General features: G+C 74.0%; 17 protein-coding genes and 1 pseudogene. 7 read left to right on the forward strand and 11 right to left on the reverse strand.

Going from position 1 to position 16,972, the window contains the following annotated elements; translation table 11 throughout:
- Positions 1-213: 213 nt before the first annotated feature.
- The gene (locus ACFWIS_RS35780) at positions 214-1,560 is read left to right on the forward strand and encodes a tol-pal system YbgF family protein (protein ID WP_380462095.1); all 1,347 of its coding nucleotides are present in this window, start codon (positions 214-216) and stop codon (positions 1,558-1,560) included.
- On the opposite strand, the gene ACFWIS_RS35785 is transcribed toward ACFWIS_RS35780, so the two are convergent.
- On the reverse strand, positions 1,555-2,583 hold the full coding sequence (locus tag ACFWIS_RS35785; protein ID WP_380462096.1) for a helix-turn-helix transcriptional regulator: 1,029 nt from the start codon (positions 2,581-2,583) through the stop codon (positions 1,555-1,557). The genes ACFWIS_RS35780 and ACFWIS_RS35785 overlap by 6 nt on opposite strands.
- A gap of 1,241 nt (positions 2,584-3,824) precedes the next feature.
- Between ACFWIS_RS35785 and ACFWIS_RS35790 the strand changes: the two genes are divergently transcribed.
- The gene (locus ACFWIS_RS35790) at positions 3,825-4,424 is read left to right on the forward strand and encodes a hypothetical protein (RefSeq protein ID WP_380462097.1); all 600 of its coding nucleotides are present in this window, start codon (positions 3,825-3,827) and stop codon (positions 4,422-4,424) included.
- 312 nt (positions 4,425-4,736) lie between these two features.
- On the opposite strand, the gene ACFWIS_RS35795 is transcribed toward ACFWIS_RS35790, so the two are convergent.
- The 4 genes from ACFWIS_RS35795 to ACFWIS_RS35810 all read right to left on the reverse strand — a co-directional run bounded on the left by ACFWIS_RS35795 (position 4,737) and on the right by ACFWIS_RS35810 (position 7,933).
- Positions 4,737-5,399: a hypothetical protein gene (locus tag ACFWIS_RS35795; RefSeq protein ID WP_380462098.1), complete on the reverse strand. Its 663-nt coding sequence runs from the start codon at positions 5,397-5,399 to the stop codon at positions 4,737-4,739.
- Positions 5,396-5,983, reverse strand: coding sequence for an RNA polymerase sigma factor (locus ACFWIS_RS35800; protein ID WP_380462099.1), 588 nt, complete (start codon positions 5,981-5,983; stop codon positions 5,396-5,398). Before ACFWIS_RS35800 ends, ACFWIS_RS35795 begins: the two co-directional genes overlap by 4 nt.
- A gap of 151 nt (positions 5,984-6,134) precedes the next feature.
- Positions 6,135-7,622, reverse strand: a complete 1,488-nt coding sequence (locus tag ACFWIS_RS35805; RefSeq protein WP_380462101.1) for a DEAD/DEAH box helicase — start codon at positions 7,620-7,622, stop codon at positions 6,135-6,137.
- A gap of 107 nt (positions 7,623-7,729) precedes the next feature.
- Positions 7,730-7,933 carry a cold-shock protein gene (locus tag ACFWIS_RS35810; protein WP_045694210.1) on the reverse strand — a complete coding sequence of 68 codons (204 nt, stop codon included), beginning with the start codon at positions 7,931-7,933 and terminating at the stop codon, positions 7,730-7,732.
- A 410-nt stretch (positions 7,934-8,343) separates the two neighbouring features.
- Between ACFWIS_RS35810 and ACFWIS_RS35815 the strand changes: the two genes are divergently transcribed.
- Positions 8,344-8,571, forward strand: a complete 228-nt coding sequence (locus ACFWIS_RS35815; protein ID WP_380462103.1) for a hypothetical protein — start codon at positions 8,344-8,346, stop codon at positions 8,569-8,571.
- A gap of 19 nt (positions 8,572-8,590) precedes the next feature.
- Here the strand turns inward: ACFWIS_RS35815 and ACFWIS_RS35820 are convergent, their stop codons facing one another.
- A complete protein-coding gene (locus ACFWIS_RS35820; RefSeq protein WP_380462104.1) occupies positions 8,591-9,001 on the reverse strand; it encodes a PPOX class F420-dependent oxidoreductase in 411 nt (136 codons plus the stop codon).
- Between the two features lie 54 nt (positions 9,002-9,055).
- Positions 9,056-9,295: a hypothetical protein gene (locus ACFWIS_RS35825; protein WP_380462105.1), complete on the reverse strand. Its 240-nt coding sequence runs from the start codon at positions 9,293-9,295 to the stop codon at positions 9,056-9,058.
- Between the two features lie 170 nt (positions 9,296-9,465).
- On the opposite strand from ACFWIS_RS35825, the gene ACFWIS_RS35830 reads away from it, so the two are divergent.
- Positions 9,466-10,224 (forward strand): alpha/beta fold hydrolase, encoded by a 759-nt coding sequence (locus ACFWIS_RS35830; RefSeq protein WP_380462106.1) that lies wholly within the window; start codon positions 9,466-9,468, stop codon positions 10,222-10,224.
- A 78-nt stretch (positions 10,225-10,302) separates the two neighbouring features.
- Here the strand turns inward: ACFWIS_RS35830 and ACFWIS_RS35835 are convergent, their stop codons facing one another.
- The 4 genes from ACFWIS_RS35835 to ACFWIS_RS35850 all read right to left on the reverse strand — a co-directional run bounded on the left by ACFWIS_RS35835 (position 10,303) and on the right by ACFWIS_RS35850 (position 14,432).
- Complete coding sequence (locus tag ACFWIS_RS35835; RefSeq protein ID WP_380462107.1) at positions 10,303-10,881, reverse strand: helix-turn-helix domain-containing protein; 579 nt, start codon at positions 10,879-10,881, stop codon at positions 10,303-10,305.
- Positions 10,882-10,916: 35 nt separating this feature from the next.
- Positions 10,917-12,428, reverse strand: coding sequence for an MFS transporter (locus ACFWIS_RS35840; RefSeq protein WP_380462108.1), 1,512 nt, complete (start codon positions 12,426-12,428; stop codon positions 10,917-10,919).
- Positions 12,429-12,812: 384 nt separating this feature from the next.
- The gene (locus ACFWIS_RS35845) at positions 12,813-13,634 is read right to left on the reverse strand and encodes an SDR family NAD(P)-dependent oxidoreductase (protein ID WP_380464022.1); all 822 of its coding nucleotides are present in this window, start codon (positions 13,632-13,634) and stop codon (positions 12,813-12,815) included.
- A 630-nt stretch (positions 13,635-14,264) separates the two neighbouring features.
- On the reverse strand, positions 14,265-14,432 hold the full coding sequence (locus tag ACFWIS_RS35850) for a hypothetical protein (protein WP_380464020.1): 168 nt from the start codon (positions 14,430-14,432) through the stop codon (positions 14,265-14,267).
- Between the two features lie 527 nt (positions 14,433-14,959).
- On the opposite strand from ACFWIS_RS35850, the gene ACFWIS_RS35855 reads away from it, so the two are divergent.
- From ACFWIS_RS35855 to ACFWIS_RS35865, 3 genes and pseudogenes are all read left to right on the forward strand, one after another.
- The gene (locus ACFWIS_RS35855) at positions 14,960-16,243 is read left to right on the forward strand and encodes a molybdopterin-dependent oxidoreductase (RefSeq protein WP_380464024.1); all 1,284 of its coding nucleotides are present in this window, start codon (positions 14,960-14,962) and stop codon (positions 16,241-16,243) included.
- A 5-nt stretch (positions 16,244-16,248) separates the two neighbouring features.
- The gene (locus ACFWIS_RS35860; protein WP_380464018.1) at positions 16,249-16,767 is read left to right on the forward strand and encodes a hypothetical protein; all 519 of its coding nucleotides are present in this window, start codon (positions 16,249-16,251) and stop codon (positions 16,765-16,767) included.
- A 77-nt stretch (positions 16,768-16,844) separates the two neighbouring features.
- A pseudogene (locus tag ACFWIS_RS35865) lies at positions 16,845-16,972 on the forward strand (5'-methylthioadenosine phosphorylase); the annotation flags it as partial.

Below are 16,972 nucleotides of genomic sequence, written 5' to 3' on the forward strand. Positions count from 1 at the left end.
CCCGCCGCTCTCGATGGTGGGGGCGACGGAGCGGCTGGGGCAGATCTCGTGCGGCCCGGCCTGTCAAGACTCCCGGCCCGTCAATTTTCGGGAATTCCAAGGCACTTCGCCGGAGGAGGGAGTAATCTGACGGTCACCGTGCGGAGTTGGGAAGACGGCGCAGGTGTGGTGCGCGACCCGGCTCGCACGGGTCGACGAGGAGGTGCGTGCGACGTGGTCCCCGACCGTGCACCGAACGTCCGGCTCCGGGAACTGCTCCAGGAGGCCCAGTGGACGGGGGCGCAACTGGCGCGCGCGGTCAACCGGATCGGGGCGGAGTCCGGCGTGCACGACCTGGCCTACCAGCGCGCCTCGGTGCACCAGTGGCTCGTCGGAGCCTCACCCCGCGGTCCGGTGGCCCACCTGGTCTGTGCCGCGCTGAGTCGCAGGCTGGGGCGCCGGATCTCCCTGGTCGACGCGGGATTCGGCGGCAGGCGCGCGCAGGAGCCGCCCACGGACGTGCGCGCGCTGCTCGCGGGCCTGGCGGCGGCATCCCGGCGGCCCGACCGGAACGACGAGTTGATCGTCTACCAGGAACCCGCCTCCGGGGACCCGGCCGGTCCGGTTCCCCTGCCGTTCGGCGACGCCGGGGGGCAGGCCGGGCTGATCCTCCAGATCGACGGCGGCCGGGTCGAGGCCGCTCCTGAGGTCCTCACCATGCTGCTCCCGGTCTTCTCGGTCGTGGACCGCCTGAAAGGCGGAGGGTACGCGCGCACCGCGCTCGCCGCGTTCCTGTCCACCCCCGTGGCCGCCATGGTGTCCGCTCCCGCTCCGCCGGTGAGGCGTACGGCGACGTTGGCCGCCGCCTCCAGGCTGAGCTATCTGTGCGCCTTCATGCACCTGGACGACGGGCTCAACGGTCTGGCCGGGCACTACTACCGGTTGGGGCTGGACCTGGCCCACCAGGCAGGCGACGTGGCCGCGCGGGTGATGATCCTGCGGGCGATGGCCGCCCAGGCCTACGAGCTCAACCATCCGCAGGAGAGCCTGCGCCTCGCCCGGGCCGCCGTGGACCTGCGCGTCAATCCGGCCGCCGCCCGGTTGCGTGCCTCCGTGCTGGGGCAGCTGGCACTCGCCGAGGCTGCCACCGGGGACCGGGAGGCGGCCCTGCGCCACGTGCGCGACGCGTACGACCTGCTGTCGGACATCGAGGGGCCGGCACCGCCCGTCGGCGACTACCACCGCGCCTCGTGGGACCACCAGCGAGCCATGGTCCAGGCCGAGTTCGGCGACCTCGCGGGCGCGATCAGGCACCTGAAGACCTCCGCCGCCGGCCGCCCCCGGAGCGAAGCCCGCTCCCGTGCCCTGGTGCTCGGCAAGCTGGCCGAGCGTCAACTCGCGGCCGGGCGTCTTGACGCCGCCTGCGAGACCTGGCACGAGTTCCTCGATGTCTACCCACTGCTGAGTTCGTGGCGCGCCCAGGCGGCGACGGTGCGGATGCGCCGGCTCCTGCTCCCGTTCCGGCGCCGGCCCACTGCCGACCACCTGCTCCAACGGGCCGCCGCGCTGCGTCGGCTATGAGTCGCAGCCGTAGGCGGGCCGCCCGCTCACCGGTTCGGCCGGCTCCGGCGTCCCGTGAGCGCGCCGTGTGCGCAGGGTGGTGTGCGGAAGGGTGCCGAACTGCTCGCGGTAGTAGGTGGCGAAGCGTGCCGTGTGCTGGAAGCCCCAGCGCCGTGCGACGAGTTCGACCGTGCACAGGTCGGGGTCGGCGGCCTGGAGGTCCTGGTGGGCGCGGGCCAGTCGGACGCGGCGCAGGTAGGCGGTGGGCGTGGTGCCGCAGTGGGTGCGGAAGCCCTGCTGTAGGGCCCGGGGGGACAGGCGGACCTCGTCGGCGAGCTCGGAGGTGCTCCACGGGCGCGCGGGGTCGGCACGGAGGGCGTCGGTCGCCGCCTGAATGGCGCGGGGGCGCGGAACCCCGACCGGACGGTCGAGCCGTTCGCGCCAGGGGTGGTCCGTGGCCAGGAGCAGCGCGGTGAGGAGGCTCTCGGCGAGCAGGGGTTGTAGGAGGGGGTGGGCGGCCAGCGGCGAAGGACCGTTGGCGTCGTCGGCGGTCGCGATGATCAGGCGCGCCAGGGAACTGGCGGGTCCGCCCGACAGCGTGGGCGTGCGCGGGCGCCAGGCGCCGCGCAGATCGGTGTCGAGGAGTCGTTCGGCGTGCCGGTGCAGAACCTCGGGCCGGACGTCGATGGCGCAGGCGAGGGCCCGCTTTCGGACGCGGAGCGTGAGCGGCGTCTCGGTGTCGGTGATCAGGTTGAGGGCACCGGGTGCGATGACCTGCTCGCCGGACGCGGACGAGCAGGTGATGTGGTAGGCCCCCGTCGCGGTGGCGCTGATCAGGAAGCGGCTGAAGGGGTCGGCCTCGAGGGTGAAGGAGCCTGTCCACCTGGCTCTGAGCAGGGTGATGTCCGCGACCACCGTCCTGGCCATGGAGAGGCCGAAGCGGCTGCCGAGCGTGGGGAGGATGCTGCGGGCGTTGTAGAGCTCCGTCAGGCGGGCCAGGGCCTCGTCCGGATCGGTGGTGCTGAACTCCGCGCGTGCGGTCATCGGTGGTGGGCGTCCTTCTCGGGGGTAGGGGCGTTGCGGGCGCCGGAGGTCACCGCTCCGAGGAGCGTCCGTGCGCAGGGCAGACACTCGCATTCGCTGCGCCCGCCGTGATGGGATTGTCCGGAACGTGTAGTCCATGGGTGTGAATCCGCGCGGTCCGGGATGACGGCAGCGCGGCACCTCCACCAGGGGCGGAACGGCGGGTCCCGCAGGGGAGCGGAAGGCCCGACGGGCGGAAGAAGGCGGCGGCGGCCGACGTTTCGCGCGTGACCTCCCGGCCACCGGGCTGACGCACTGTCGGCGACATGTGCGGAAGGTGGATTTCGCGATGCGTATTCCGGATTCACCCGGGAGGGCCGAGATGTTGGTTCCGGCGGCGCCGCGTGCCCACAGTGGGGGGATGGAACAACAGGATGCCGCCCTGCTCTGCCGGCAGGGCGACTTGGCTGTCGGTCACCGTGTCCACGGCCGACAGTGCCGCGCGGCCTGGATCACGGCCGACGCTGCGAACGCTCGTCCCGTCCATCGCCGGGCGCCGATCCGATGTGCTCGAAGCCGGGCAACGGACCCGCAGCCGCCGACCGGGCGGGGCGGTCGTGAGCGCCGGTTCCTCGCCGGACAGCCGTTCACGACTGGAGGCGCCACTGCGCCGGCGCGCCGCACGCCGCCCGCACCGGCGCTCCGGTACCGGGCGCGGAACGTGCCGGACCCCCTCGCCTCGACCTGACGAAGGAGTCAGTGTGAACCGAACCCGGTTGACCGAGCAACTGGACGTGGCCATGGGCTCCGGTGAGCCCGTCACCGTTTTGTCGACGTACCTCCATCCGGCGCGCGGACCGGTGGACTGTCCGGCGGCTCCGCTCGTCGCGCGGTGGCTACGGGACCGGGATCCGAGCTGCGGGAGCCCCACGGACAAGCTGCCGCCCACCGGACGGGGCGGGCGGTTGTTCACCACGACCTACGTCGATCTGGACGGACGCGTCGTGGGAATCGCGGTGGTGGCGCCGGCGCACCGGGCGGCTCTGGCGGCGGAGGCCGTCCGGGTCTGGTCGGCCACGTTGCGGACGAGACGGCTCGTCGTCTGCGATTCACCGCCCGCCTGTGGTTCGCCACCGGTCGTCCCGGGCCAGCCCACGGACCGGACCGGTCCGGACCGGGAGTCCGAACGAAACCGGTGCCCGCGGGCGGTCGCCACGGCGGCCGCGGTCCGCCAGTACCAGGCACGGGGGGACGCGGTCGTCATGCTCGGGCCGACCGGCGGCTCCGGTCACCTGGGCGCGGCCTTCACCGGGCTCGCCCGGGTGCGTGACGTCGACGCCGCCCGCGCGTTCCTGGCGGCCGACCCGGAGCGGCTCTCCTTCGTCCAGTACCCGTGCGCTGCGGTCGAGGACGTCGCGCGGATCCTCACGGTGTTGCGTGTCCGGTTCCCGCTCCTGCGGGGGCAGCACCCCGACCAGTGGTGCTACCGCGCGTCGGACCGGCGGCACGCGCTGCTGGCCGTGGCACGCTCCAGCGACCTGCTGCTGGTCTCCGACGGTGACGCGGAGGTCCCGTCGACCGGTGCGGTCCCCGTCGTCACGTACACGGGCCTGCACGTCCTGTCGCCGGAGCGGATCGCATCGGCCGCGACCATCGGACTGGTCTCGCCACTACGGACCGGCGCCGGGGACCGGAGGGACGCGACGGACGAGGTGATCGCGGCGCTCGGTGGCCTGGGGCCGCTGAGCGTGGTCCGTTACAGCGTGCTGACCCGGGTCGCAACCGATGTGCTGACCCGGCTCCCGTCCGTCCCCGCGAAACCATCGGCGGGGGCCACGGCACCTCGTACCACGTCGTCCTGAGGATGACGGGCGCCGGGGCGGGCCGTCCGCCGCTGGTGGGTGGCGACGGCCTCGCGTCGTGGGCCGGGCCGAGGCCGTGTTCGTCAGGACGACTAGGCGCCACAGCTCCTCCCGGTCGAACCGGACCGTCCTCCAGGCCACGGCGCAGCGGTTGCGGGCGTGCCCTGCCGGGCGGTCCGAGCAGACCGGAAGCAGGCCGAAGTCCTGACCCGGTCGTGCCCGCCCGCGCTGCGGTGACACCGCACGGCTCCCGGCCGCGGTGGTGCCGCTGGCCGGGAGCCGTGCGATGTCACGGGTGGGCCGTCGGACGGATCAGCCCACGCCGACCACGTTGGTCTGGGAGAGCGGGAAGCAGCCCGGCGTCTCCTTGGTGAGCGTGATGTCCATGCTGCCGACGGTGCCCGGGTGGAGCGAGCCCTGGGGAGCGGTGTTGAGTACCAGCAGGCTCTCACCGGGCGGGATCGCGCCCGGGTGCAGGATCGCGATGCGGCCGTTCTTCGGGTCCAGCGACATCACCGCGTCCAGCCGGCTGCTGTCGGTGGTCACCGGGGTGTGGCAGGAGGCCGAGGGCGTCATGACCAGTGCGGGTACGCCCACCGAGCGCAGGGCGCCCTGGAGCCCGGACCACTCGGCGCCCATCAGCTGGACGGAGACAGTGCCGTCCTTGTTGGGGGTCACCGTGTAGGAGGCGGTGGTGAGCTGTACCGCGGCCGGGCTGCCACCGGTGCTCGGGGCGGTGGCGGGACCGGTCTGCGGTGCGGGCGCCGCGGGGGTGGCGGGGGTGGCGGGGCCGGTGCCGTCGTGCGGCAGCAGGACGACCGCCGTGACCGCGGCGGCGAGCCCGAAGCCGGTCGCCACCAGCCTGCGGGTGTGGCGCGGGCGGGCCGGGGCCCTGGTGCCCGCGGTCGGGAGGTTCGCGGCCCGGGCGGTGAGTTCGGCACCGAGCTGCTGCCGGAAGTGCAGGGGCGTGTTCACGAGGCGGCCTCCAGGAGGGTGTTCACGGACGCGCTGGCGGTGTCGGTGGCCGGGGCGACCTTCTGCAGTGCCTTGCGGGCCCGGTGCAGTCGCACCCGGGCGGTGGCCGCGGTGATGCCCAGTGCCTTGGCCGCGTCACGGACGGTCAGCCCGTCGACGCTCACCAGGTCCAGCACCGCGCGCAGCGGCTCGGACAGGGCGGCGTGCCGTCCGGCCAGCGCGCGGACCTCCTGCGCCGCGTCGATGCGTTCCTCGATCGCGGACACGTCCTGATCGTCCAGCATCCGCTGGCCGGCGATCCTGGCCACCGCGTTGCGTTCCCGCACGCTGCCGCGGAAGTGCGCGGCCACGACGTTGCGGGAGATCCCGTACAGCCAGGCGACGGGCGTGCCGCGGCGGGCGTCGTAACCGTCGGCCTGCTCCAGTGCCGTCAGGAAGATGTCGGCCGTCAGATCGGCCGCCAGATGCGCGCTGGAGGTGCGCCGGGTGACGAATCCGAGCACGGTGTCGAACTGTTGCTGGTAGAACACGGCGAACGCCGCCGGGTCGCGCGAGGGTGGTGCTGTTTGGTGCTCCGCTGACACGGGTGACTCCTTGGAACGACGAGCACTGCCTTACATCTCTACTTGGCTCGGGCCTTCCAAGGCGTTACACGGTCCTACCGGGGGCGCGTCCTGCGAGGTCCCGCGGCGGATCGGCGGCCGACCGCCGACCCGGCCTGGGGACCGGACGCCGCTACTCGGCGCGAGGCGTGCGGGGCGCGCGCGTGGCGTGAGCGGCGCGCCGGGGCGCGCCATGGTGCCCGCGACCCGTCGCCGGGCCGCGGCGCGGCCGCTCGACCACGGGGTCGGGGACGGTGACGGGCACACCGGTGGGCACCCGGGCGCCGGTGATGCGGGCCAGGTCCTCGTCACCGGAGCTGACCATGGTGGTGACCGGGGTGATGCCGACGGTGCTCATCATGCGGGCCATCCCGCGGCGCTGGCTGGGCAGCACCAACGTGACGACGGTGCCGGACTCACCGGCCCGGGCCGTGCGCCCGCCCCGGTGCAGGTAGTCCTTGTGGTCGCCCGGGGGGTCCAGGTTGACGACCAGGTCCAGACCGTCGACGTGGATGCCCCGGGCGGCGACGTTGGTGGCGATCAGCGCGGTGACCTGGCCGGTGCGGAACTGCTCCAGGGTGCGGGTGCGCTGCGGCTGGAGCTTGCCGCCGTGCAGCGCCGCGGCCTTGACGCCGTTCGCGAGCAGTTCCTCCACCAGACGGTCCGCGCTCTGCTTGGTCTCGGTGAACATGATCACCCGGCCGTCGCGGGACGCGATGTGGGCGATCGTGGCGCTCTTGTCGATGTTGCGCACGTGCAGCACGTGGTGCTCCATGGTGCCGACCGCTCCCGCGGCCGGGTCCACCGAATGGGTGACCGGGTCCTTGAGGAAGCGCCGCACCAGGCCCTCGACGCCGCGGTCCAGCGTGGCGGAGAACAGCATCGTCTGGCCGGCCCCGTCGACCTGCTCCAGGAGGTCGGTGACCTGCGGCAGGAAGCCCATGTCGGCCATCTGGTCGGCCTCGTCCAGCACGGTGATGCCGACCTGGTCCAGTCGGCAGTCGCCGCGCAGGACCAGGTCCTTGAGCCGTCCCGGGGTGGCCACCACGACCTCCGCCCCCCGGTTCAGCAACCAGGCCTGGCGGCTGATCGAGGTCCCGCCGACCACGGTCGCCATCCGCAGGCGTACGGCGCGGGCGTAGGGGGTGAGGGCCTCGGTGACCTGCTGCGCGAGCTCGCGGGTGGGGACCAGCACCAGGGCCAGCGGGCAGCCCGGCTCGGCCCGGCGCCCGGCGGTGCGGGCCAGGGTGGCCAGGCCGTACGCGATGGTCTTGCCGGAGCCGGTCCGGCCCCGGCCGAGGACGTCGCGGCCGGCCAGCGAGTTCGGCAGTGTGGCGGCCTGGATGGGGAACGGTGCCGTGACGCCCTGCTGGGTCAGCACCGAGAGCAGTGCCTCCGGCAGGTCCAGCTCGCCGAAGGACTCGACGGCCGGAAGGGCCGGGGTGGTGTTCACCGGGGTGGCGAACTCGCCCTGCGCGGTGGGTTCCTGAGCGGCGCCGCGCCCGTGGGGGCGGCGGCCGCGGACCGGCCGGTCTCCGTGGGAGGAGCTGCCGCCGGAGCGGGCCCCCGTGGTGGACCGAAAGTCTGCCTCTCGGTACGAGGAGTGACCGGAGCGGGTCATGCGGGAACCTTCCGTTCAGGGCGCCGTGGCGCGAAAACGAAGAGGCCCGCACCGAGCGCGTGCGCGGTGCGGGCCCCTCACTGCCAGGGGGTGCCGTGGCGGATGAACTACAGCGGGCGGATGTTCTCGGCCTGCGGGCCCTTCTGGCCCTGCGTGACGTCGAACTCGACCTTCTGGCCCTCAAGCAGCTCGCGGAAGCCGTTGGCGTTGATGTTCGAGTAGTGGGCGAAGACGTCCGGGCCGCCACCCTCCTGCTCGATGAAGCCGAAGCCCTTCTCCGAGTTGAACCACTTCACGGTGCCATTAGCCATTAAAAAATCTCCTTCAAGGGACTGTCCGAGGCGCGCACGGTGTGCACACCGAGTCACCGCATGGAGCGCCCACCCCGGGGAAGAGCCGGGGAACAAAAAATGCGCCTGCAGAACATCAGCAGGCGCACACAAAGTTCATGGGAACCACTACTGCAACTAGGTCGACTGTAGCAGGCCGCGCCCCGCTTCGGAGGGTCGTCCCGCGCGCGGTTTTCCGCCGGGCTCCCGGACGGTCGGCCGCACCGGTCGGAGCGGGGTCTGAACTCACCTCGGGGGCAGGGTGCTTGGGCCCGGGAGCGAGGCGATGCGGCGGCGCCGGCCCGGCCGGGAGGACGGAAATTCTCCGGAAAATCGAACTCGCGCCGCCGAAAAGGTCCGCGGCCAGGGCTTCCCGGCGCATACTGAATGAAATGACGAAATTCTCAGCAGGACGTCGCCCCCTGCCCACCAGCCCCTTCAAGCCCCGTACCGAGGCGCCGCGCAAGCACTTCGCCGTCGGGGACCGGGTCACCCATGACGGGTTCGGCCTCGGCCGGGTCATCGGCGTCGAGGGGGACGGCGACATCGCGGTGCTCGTCGACTTCGGGTCACGCCAGGAACGCGTCACCCATCCGTACACCGCGATGTTCAAGCTCTGACGTTCGAGCTCTGACGCCGTCACCCGACGATACGGGCGGCGCTTCCGAGCGCCTCCAGGTTCCAGGTGATGACCCGGCGGGGGTGGACCCGGACGATGTCATGGCTGAAGCGGCCGGGTGCCACCGGTGGTACGTCGACGGCGAGTACCTCGGCCCGGCCCCTGATCTCGACGCCCCGGCCCCAGCCGGCCGCGACGGGGTCGTCGGCCGGGGCCAGGTCGTCGACCAGGACGGAGACCTCCGGACGGGCCTGGGCGTTGAGGTACTTCCGGCTGCGGGCCATGTCGGGCCCGCCGATGTCGATGGTGCCGTCGTCATTGAGCCGGAAGCCGACCGGGCGGACCTGCGGGCCGCCGTCGGGTCCGGTGGTGGCCAGCCGGGCCAGCGGCTGGGCGGTGAGGTAGCGGCGTTCCGTGTCGGTGAAGATCATGCGGTCGACGCTAGGCCCTCAAGTCGGCTTGAGGTCAAGGCCGCTGAGCCGACGTCACGGGGTCGGCGTCACGAGGCCGACGTCGTGGGGGGCGGTCCGGGCGCGGGGGCGGCCCGGTCGTAGCCTGGGAGCGGCAAGCCAGCAGACCAACTTCCAGGGGGAGAACATGCGTTGGCGCACCTCGGCGACCGCCGTCCTGCTCGCCGCGCTCGCGACCGGCCTGGCCGCGCCCGTCGCGAGCGCGGCCGAACCGGCGGCGACGGTGCCCGCGGCGGACCGCGAGATCAGCTTCACCGCGGACGGCACCACCGCCTACGGCACCCTGCACGTCCCCGCCCACCGGGCCGGGCACCGGCTGCCCGCCGCCCTGCAGCGGTCCGACCGACCGCAACGGCGACGAGCCGCCCGCGCTCACCCCGGGCACCCTGCGGGCGGTCGCCGACGCTCTCGGCGCGGACGGCGTGATGACGCTGCGCTTCGACAAGTACTTCACCGGCCGCACCGGCGCCGGCGCCTACCAGGGCGACCCCGGCCGGCTCGACCTGCCCGCCTTCACCCGCCAGGCGGCCGCGGCCTACGCCACCCTGCGGGACCAGCCGGAGGCCGACCGGCGCGAGCTGCTGGTGGTCGGCCACAGCGAGGGCGGGCTGCAGGCCCTGCTGGTCGCCCGTACGGTCCGGCCGGCGCCGGTCGGCCTCGCGCTGCTGGCCCCCCAGGACCAGCGCCTGCTGGACCTGCTGACCGCCCAGCTCGACGGCCAGCTCGACCAGGCGGTCGCGGCCGGGCAGGTCACCGAGGAGGCGGCGCGGGCGAACAAGGCCGGCGTGTCGGCCGCCGTCGCGGCCTTCCGCGCCGGCCGCCCGGCCGACACCAGCGCCCTGCTGCCGCCGCTCGCGGGGCTGCTGAACGCGCTGTTCGGCCCGAACAACGCCCGCTTCGTCCGTAGCGACGACGCGGTCTACCCGCCGGATGCCGCCCGGGCGGTCCGCCCCGGGACCAGGGTCACCGTCACCTGCGGCACCGCCGACGGCAACGTGCCCTGCGCGACGGTGCCCCCGCTGCTGGGCGCCCTGGCCGGGGCACACACCACCGGCCCGGGCCTGCGCACCCTGGACGGCGTCGACCACTTCCTGCACCCGGCCGGCACGCCGGTCGGCGACCACGCCCTCGCCCCGGCCGTGGTGGCGGCACTGCACGAGTTCGCCCGACCTTGGGCGCGGTAGGCAAAAGGCGGTGGCCCCGCGCCCCGGACGTTCCGGCGCGCGGGGCCACCGCCTGATGCGCCGGGCCCGGGGCCGGTGTCAGCTCGGCCGGCTCGCGGCCAGCAGCTCCCGGAGCAGCGGCAACAGCTCCTCCGGGTCGGCCGCCGCGAGCTCGGCGAAGGCCCCGCTGGAGCGGGCCAGGATGACCCCGGCGAAGGCCGCAGTGGCCAGTTCGGCGCGCAGCTGCGGGCGGTCCACCCCCTCGGCGGCGAAGCGCTCGTGCAGCGGGTGCACCATCCGCTCGTAGAGGTAGGTGCGGGAGGCCTGCTGCACCTCGGTGTTGTCGCCGGGGGTCACCGCGGCCTGGAAGGAGGGGCCGGGGCCGCGCTGGGCGAGCCGCACCAGCAGGGTGCGCAGCCGCTCCTCCTCCAGCAGGTCGGCCGGCGCCTCGTCGCCCAGTTCGAGTCGGACGGTGGCCAGGTAGAGCTGGGTCTTGCCGCCGAAGTAGCGGGCGATCAGCGCCGGGTCCACGCCGGCCCGTTCGCCGATCTCCCGGGTGGTGGTGCGGTCGTAGCCGCGTTCGGCGAAGAGTTCCAGGGCTGCCCGGATCAGCAGCTCGCGGCTGCGGGCGGCGTCCCGGCGCCGGGGGGACGGGGTCGGTGCGGGGCCGCTCGGCACGGGGTCGGGCCCATCGACCGGGGAGGCCGGCGCGCTCACCGGTCGGCCCCCGCCCGCAGCACGGGTACCTCGCTCTCGCCGGCCACGGCGTCGGCGATGCTCTCTTCCACCATCAGCTCCTCGTCCACCCGCAGACCGTTGCCCCGGGCGGCGGCCGCGGCACTGACGCGCGGCAGGACGATCGTAATCACGCCGATCACCACCCAGACCACGCAGCCGATCAACGCCGCGTCCCGGTAGCCGCTGTCGGCGGGCAGCATTCGGCCCGGCGCGGTGTGCGCCTGGAGCACGGCGCCGCACAGCGCGCTGCCCGTGGAGTAGCCGATGGTGCGCAGCAGCTGGTTGAAGCTGACGGCGCTGCCGACCTCGTGGGCGGGCACCGCGGCGACGATCAGCCCCGGCATCACGGCGAAGGTGCAGCCGACCCCGAGTCCGGCGAGCGCCATCACGACGAGCTGCTCCCACAGCCGGTCGCGGGCGAACAGGAAGAACAGCATCGAGGCGAGCGAGACGGCGCAGCCGATCGGCAGGACCAGCGCGGAGGAGGCGCGCCGGGTGAGGAGCGGCAGCATCTTGCTGGACGCCAGGCTGGCCGCCGAGAAGGGCAGCAGCACCAGACCGGCGACCACGACCGAGGCGCCCAGGCCGTAGCCGGTGCTGGTCGGGGTCTGGACGTAGCGGATCACCAGGGAGATCAGCAGGTACATCCCGACGCCGCCGACCAGGCCGGCCACGTCGGCGGTCAGCACGATGGGGTTGCTGAGGCTGCGCAGGTCGACCAGCGGGTGGGCGGTGCGCAGCTCGTGCCGGATCCAGCCGCCGAGCAGCAGCAGCGACAGCGCCGCGACCGTCCACAGCCGGCCGCCGGCCCAGCCCCAGCTCTCGCCCTCGCTGAGCACCAACAGCAGTCCGACCAGGGCGAGGCTGAGCAGCACGGTGCCGGGCACGTCCAGCGGGCGCCGTTCGCGGTGGGCGGGCCGGGGCAGGACGAGGGCGGCGAGCACCAGGGCCAGGCCGCTGATCACGGCGCCGAACCAGAATCCGGCGTGGATGCCGAAGGACTGGGAGACCAGCCCGGTGATCGGGTAGCCCAGGCCGACTCCGGCGACGGTGGTGATCGACAGCAGCGCGACCGCCGAGCGGGACTTCTCGGCCGGCACGGCGTCCCGCGCGGTGGCGATGGCCAGCGGGGTGAGGCCGAGCCCGACGCCCTGCAGGGCCCGTCCGGCGATCAGCCACCAGAACCCGAGCGGCAGCGCGGCCAGCACGCTGCCGAGCACCACCACGGCGGCGGCCACCAGGGTGACCGTACGGCGGTCCGGCCCGTCGCCGAGGCGTCCGAGCACCGGGGTGGCGACGGCCCCGACCAGCATGGTGATGGTCAGCGACCACTGGGCCTCGGCCAGCGAGACGTGGTCGACGGTGGCGATGGTCGGGATCATCGGGGCGCCGAGGCTGCTGATCACCGCCACCACGGCGCTGAGGAACACCAGCACGGGCACCAGGGCCCGCTCACGTCGCGTCGACAGGCCCGTTCCGGTCTCCATGGACGCCGCCCTCCCTTGTCACAGATCGAGAATCCGAACCGGGGAGCGGGTGGCCGGCCCCCGGGCACCCCGGGTACAGGTGACCGAGGGATGTCATCAGCCGATGTCATCGGATGATGTCTTCAGATGATGACATGCCGGGGAGACCCGGCAGAAGGCGGGTCGGATGTGACGTTCTCGACGGCCGGAACCCCCGTTCGCGACGGCCGGCCGTCGCGAACGGGGGTGCACCCGGTGCCGGTGGCACGCGGCACCGGGCGGGTCCACGGAGCTACTGGCAGGCCTTGCGGCCGTGGTTGGCCTTCTTCTTCCGCCGGGCCTTCTTCTTGCGGGCGCGCTTGGACATCGTGCGGTTCCTCGTGCTCGTCGGGTGGTGGGCGGGGTTCAGGCCGCGCGGCCGACCAGCTGGTCGGCGAGCTTGGCCAGGCGCTTCTGCGAGCGCTCCTCCCGGGCGGCCTGCGCGGTCGGCGCGGTGACGCCGCCGTCGTAGTAGGCCCCGTTGGCGACCTCGACGTCCGGCAGGCAGAGCCGGACCACGGCCGCCGCGCCCTCGGCCGCGGGTGCGCCGACCCGCCCGTACAGCGGGAGCAGCGCGGTGTCGCACAGGCCGGGGTTGAGGCTGACGGCGGTGATTCCGGAGCCGGCCGGGGCCATCTCGGCGGTCGCCATGGTGAGGGCGAGCTGGGACTGCGCGTACGCGGCGACCCGGGAGTACTTCTTCACCCGGTGCGGGTCCGACCAGTTCATGGACGCGGTGCGGTGCAGGGAGGAGGAGACGTTGACGATCCGGGCGTCGCCGGCCGCCGAGAGCGGGGCCCGCAGCAGCCTGGCCAGCAGGTGCGCGGCGAGGAAGTTGACCTGGAGCGAGACCTCGTTGCCGTCGTCGGTGAGGGTGCAGCGCTCGGGCGCCATCACGGCGGCGTTGTTCACCAGCAGGTCCAGGGCCGGGTAGTGCTTGACGACGGTGCCGGCCAGCACCGCGACCTCCGACAGCCGGCTGAAGTCGGCGGCCAGTTCGACCAGTTGGTCGCGGCGGGCGCCCGCCGCGACCAGGCGCTCCACGGCGTCCGCCGCCTCGGCGGTGGTCCTGGCGTGCACCAGGACGGTCGCGCCGTGCCCGGCGAGCAGTCGGGCGGTCTGCCAGCCGATGCCGGAGGAGGCGCCGGTGACGAGGGCGGTACGGGCGGACAGAACAGCGTCGGACATGACCCATCCAAGGGTGGAAAGGCGCCGGCGGGGTGCGGGGACGGGGCAGCGGTGCACCGCCCGCCCCGGGGCCGCCGGTGCGAGAGGGAGTGTGGCGCGAAGGTGACGCTCGCCCGCCCCGGCCCTCGGAGCCGAACGGGGCGGGGGCGGGCGGCGTCGGACGACACGGGCGCGGGTGAACGGAATCCGGCCCGTGCACGCCGCCGGTGCCCGGCGGGAAGGAGCCGGGGGCTACCGGACGGCGGTGGCGACCGCGACCGCGACGACGATCCGCGGCCGACTATGCGGCGGGCGGTCGTGGTGGCGTGTCGAGCGGTGCATGCCCCCCATCAAAGCCCCCCCGCGATCCCCGCGACAAGCTCCCGCCCCCGCCCTGACGAACCCTTGACACCTGGTCAACGCCGCCTTGACACCGTGCGGCTCGACCGGCTCACGGGCAGGGCCACCGGGGCCGGACAGTGCGCGGACGGCCCGCACCGGATCGCCGAGACCCGGGGCGGCCACCGCGCCCCGGGTCTCGGGCGGCTTCGCCCGGGGCGCGGCCCTCGGCCCGTACCCGGCCTCGGTCGCGAGCGGGGCCCGGCGCTCACCGGTGGACGGCTCGGCCCCCTCGGGGTGGGGCGCCGGATGTCAGCGGCGCCGGAACAGGCGCCCGAGCCAGCCGCCGGAGGTCCGCTCCTCGGGTGGGCAGGAGCACCGCTGGGAGGCGGGGATCCCGGCCAGCACCTGTTCGACGTGCATCCCGCACCCGGCGTAGGTCGGCTTCCCGCAGGTACGGCAGGCGATTCGGCGGCACATGCCGCGCTCCCTTCTCAAAGCCCCCCGGTGGATGGACCGGCTCGACCAAATATACCCCACCCGGTATTCGAACTGCGGCGCTCGAAGCCGGCCCCGGAACCCCGGGCCCGGGTCGGGCCGGCCCGACCCGGGCCCGAACGGACGACCGGTCGGCACCGGGGTGCCGCCGGGGTGCCGCCGTACGGGTGAGGCTCCAGCCCCGTCCGGGCGGCTCCGCCGGGGCTGGTCCCCGCAGGTGGTTGGCTGTCGGGCGGGCTGCGGCCGCCCGGCCCTCCGACGCCGAACGGAGCGCCGGCGCCCGCCCGTTCCCTGCCGCGCGGGCCGCGCCCGGCGGATCCCCGGGCAGCTGGAGGTGGTCGGTGGGCACGGCACGCGACGGCGGTGACGTCGACGACGGTGACGGCGGCGCGCCCCGGAAGCGGCCCCGGTGGCTCACCGGGGTGCGGGCGGCCGGCACCAGGCTGGCGGGGCGCGCGAAAGGGCTCGCAACAGGGCTCGCGGAAGGGCTCGCGGAGCGCCTCGGCCGACTGCCCGTACCGCCCGTACCGCCCGCGCCGCCCGGGCCGTTCCGGCCCCGGTTCTGGCGCAGCCCGATCCGCGGGCCCTGGCTGACCTCGGTGTTCGGGCTGGTGCTGCTGGTCGGGATCCCCGTGCTCTTCGTCACCGGCGCCCTGTCCTACGCCGCCTACAACCCCGGCCTCGGCCCGCTGAACGACCAGACGCCGGACAAGGGCGTGCTGGGCTCCTACCTCTTCGACTGGCCCACCAGCCCGTCCTGGCTGTACCGGCTCACCCAGGGCGTGCACGTGACCCTCGGCGTCGTCCTGGTCCCGGTGCTGCTGGCCAAGCTCTGGTCGGTGATCCCCAAGCTGTTCGAGTGGCCGCCGGTGCGCAGCGCGGCCCACGGACTGGAGCGGCTGTCCCTGCTGATGCTGGTCGGCGGGGCCGTCTTCGAGTTCGCCACCGGGATCCTCGACATCCAACTGCACTACCTCTTCCCGGGGTCGTTCTACACCCTGCACTTCTACGGGGCGTGGGTGTTCATCGCCGCGTTCGCCGTCCACGTCGGCCTCAGGTTCGGCCGGATGCGACGCGCCCTGCGGTCCCGTTCGCTGCTCGTGGAGCTGCGCACCGGCCGGACCGGCACCCGACCCGAACCACCGGACGCGGACGGCCTGGTGGCGCCCGAACCCGCCTCGCCGACGATCGCCCGGCGCGGGGCGCTCGCGCTGGTCGGCGCGGGCTCGCTGGTCCTGCTGGTGGTCACCGCGGGGCAGAGCATCGGCGGCCGGTGGCGCGGCACCGCGCTGCTGGCGCCGCACAACCGCGACCGGGATACCGGGCCGAACGGCTTCCAGGTCAACAAGACGGCCGCCGCCGTCGGCATCTCGGCCGCGAGCGTGGGGCCCGACTGGCGGCTGGAACTGTACGGTGCCGGGCCGGTGCTGGTGTTCTCCCGTGAGCAGCTGCTCGCCCTGCCGCAGCGCTCGGTCCGGCTGCCGATCGCCTGCGTGGAGGGCTGGTCCACCGAGGACCAGCGGTGGAGCGGACTGCGGCTCGCCGACCTCGCCGCCCTGGCCGGGCTGCCCGACGCGGCCGACGTGCTGGTGGAGTCCGTCCAACCGCCCGGCCCCTACAGCTCCGTGGCGCTGCGCGGCAACCAGATCCGCGATCCGCGCTCACTGCTCGCCCTGCACGTCAACGGCGCCGAGCTCTCGCTCGACCACGGCTACCCCGCCCGGATCATCGTCCCGGCCAACCCCGGTGTGAACAACACCAAGTGGGTGGGCCGGCTCACCTTCCGGACCTGACCGAGATGAGCCATGTGACCGCCCCGAACCCAGGCGCCCTCGCCCGCTGGTACGGCGCCGGGCCGCTGCACCTGCTGGCGCTCCTCGCCTCCCTCGCCCTGACCGGCTACGCGGTCGAACGCCTGGTGGCCGTAAGGCCGTTGGCGGTGGTGCTCTGGTTCATCGGCGCGGCCGTCGTCCACGACCTGATCCTGCTGCCGCTCTACTCGCTCGCGGACCTCTCGGCCCGGTCGGTGCTGCGCCACCGCGCGGAACGGGCCCCGGCGGTGGACTGGATCAACTTCCTGCGCGTCCCGGTGTTCCTGTCCGGCCTGCTGCTGCTCGTCTGGTTCCCGCTGATCCTCGGCCTCTCCGCGCCCTACCCGGGCGCCACCGGGCTGTCGGAGGGGGTCTACCTCGGCCGCTGGCTCGCCATCACCGGCGTGCTGTTCGGTGCGTCCGGCGTCGCGCTCGCGCTCCGGCTGCGCCGGGTCCGTCGCCGGGCCCGCCGACGCCGCGTGCGCGGCGGCGTTCGGGAACCGTAAGGACGCGCTTCGTCGAGGCCGTCCCCGTCCGCTCCTACATTGGTCGGGATCGAACTCCCGAGGAGAGGTGCTGAAGCATGACGCCGCGTCAGAACGCGCAGGATGAGCCCCGGGCCGAGCTGGGTGTGATCGGTGGTTCGGGGTTGTACGCGTTGCTGGAGGAGGTGGTGGAGGTGCGGGTGGAGACGCCGTACGGGCCGCCGAG

This window comes from Kitasatospora sp. NPDC127060 (assembly GCF_042724935.1).
Lineage (GTDB): Bacteria > Actinomycetota > Actinomycetes > Streptomycetales > Streptomycetaceae > Kitasatospora.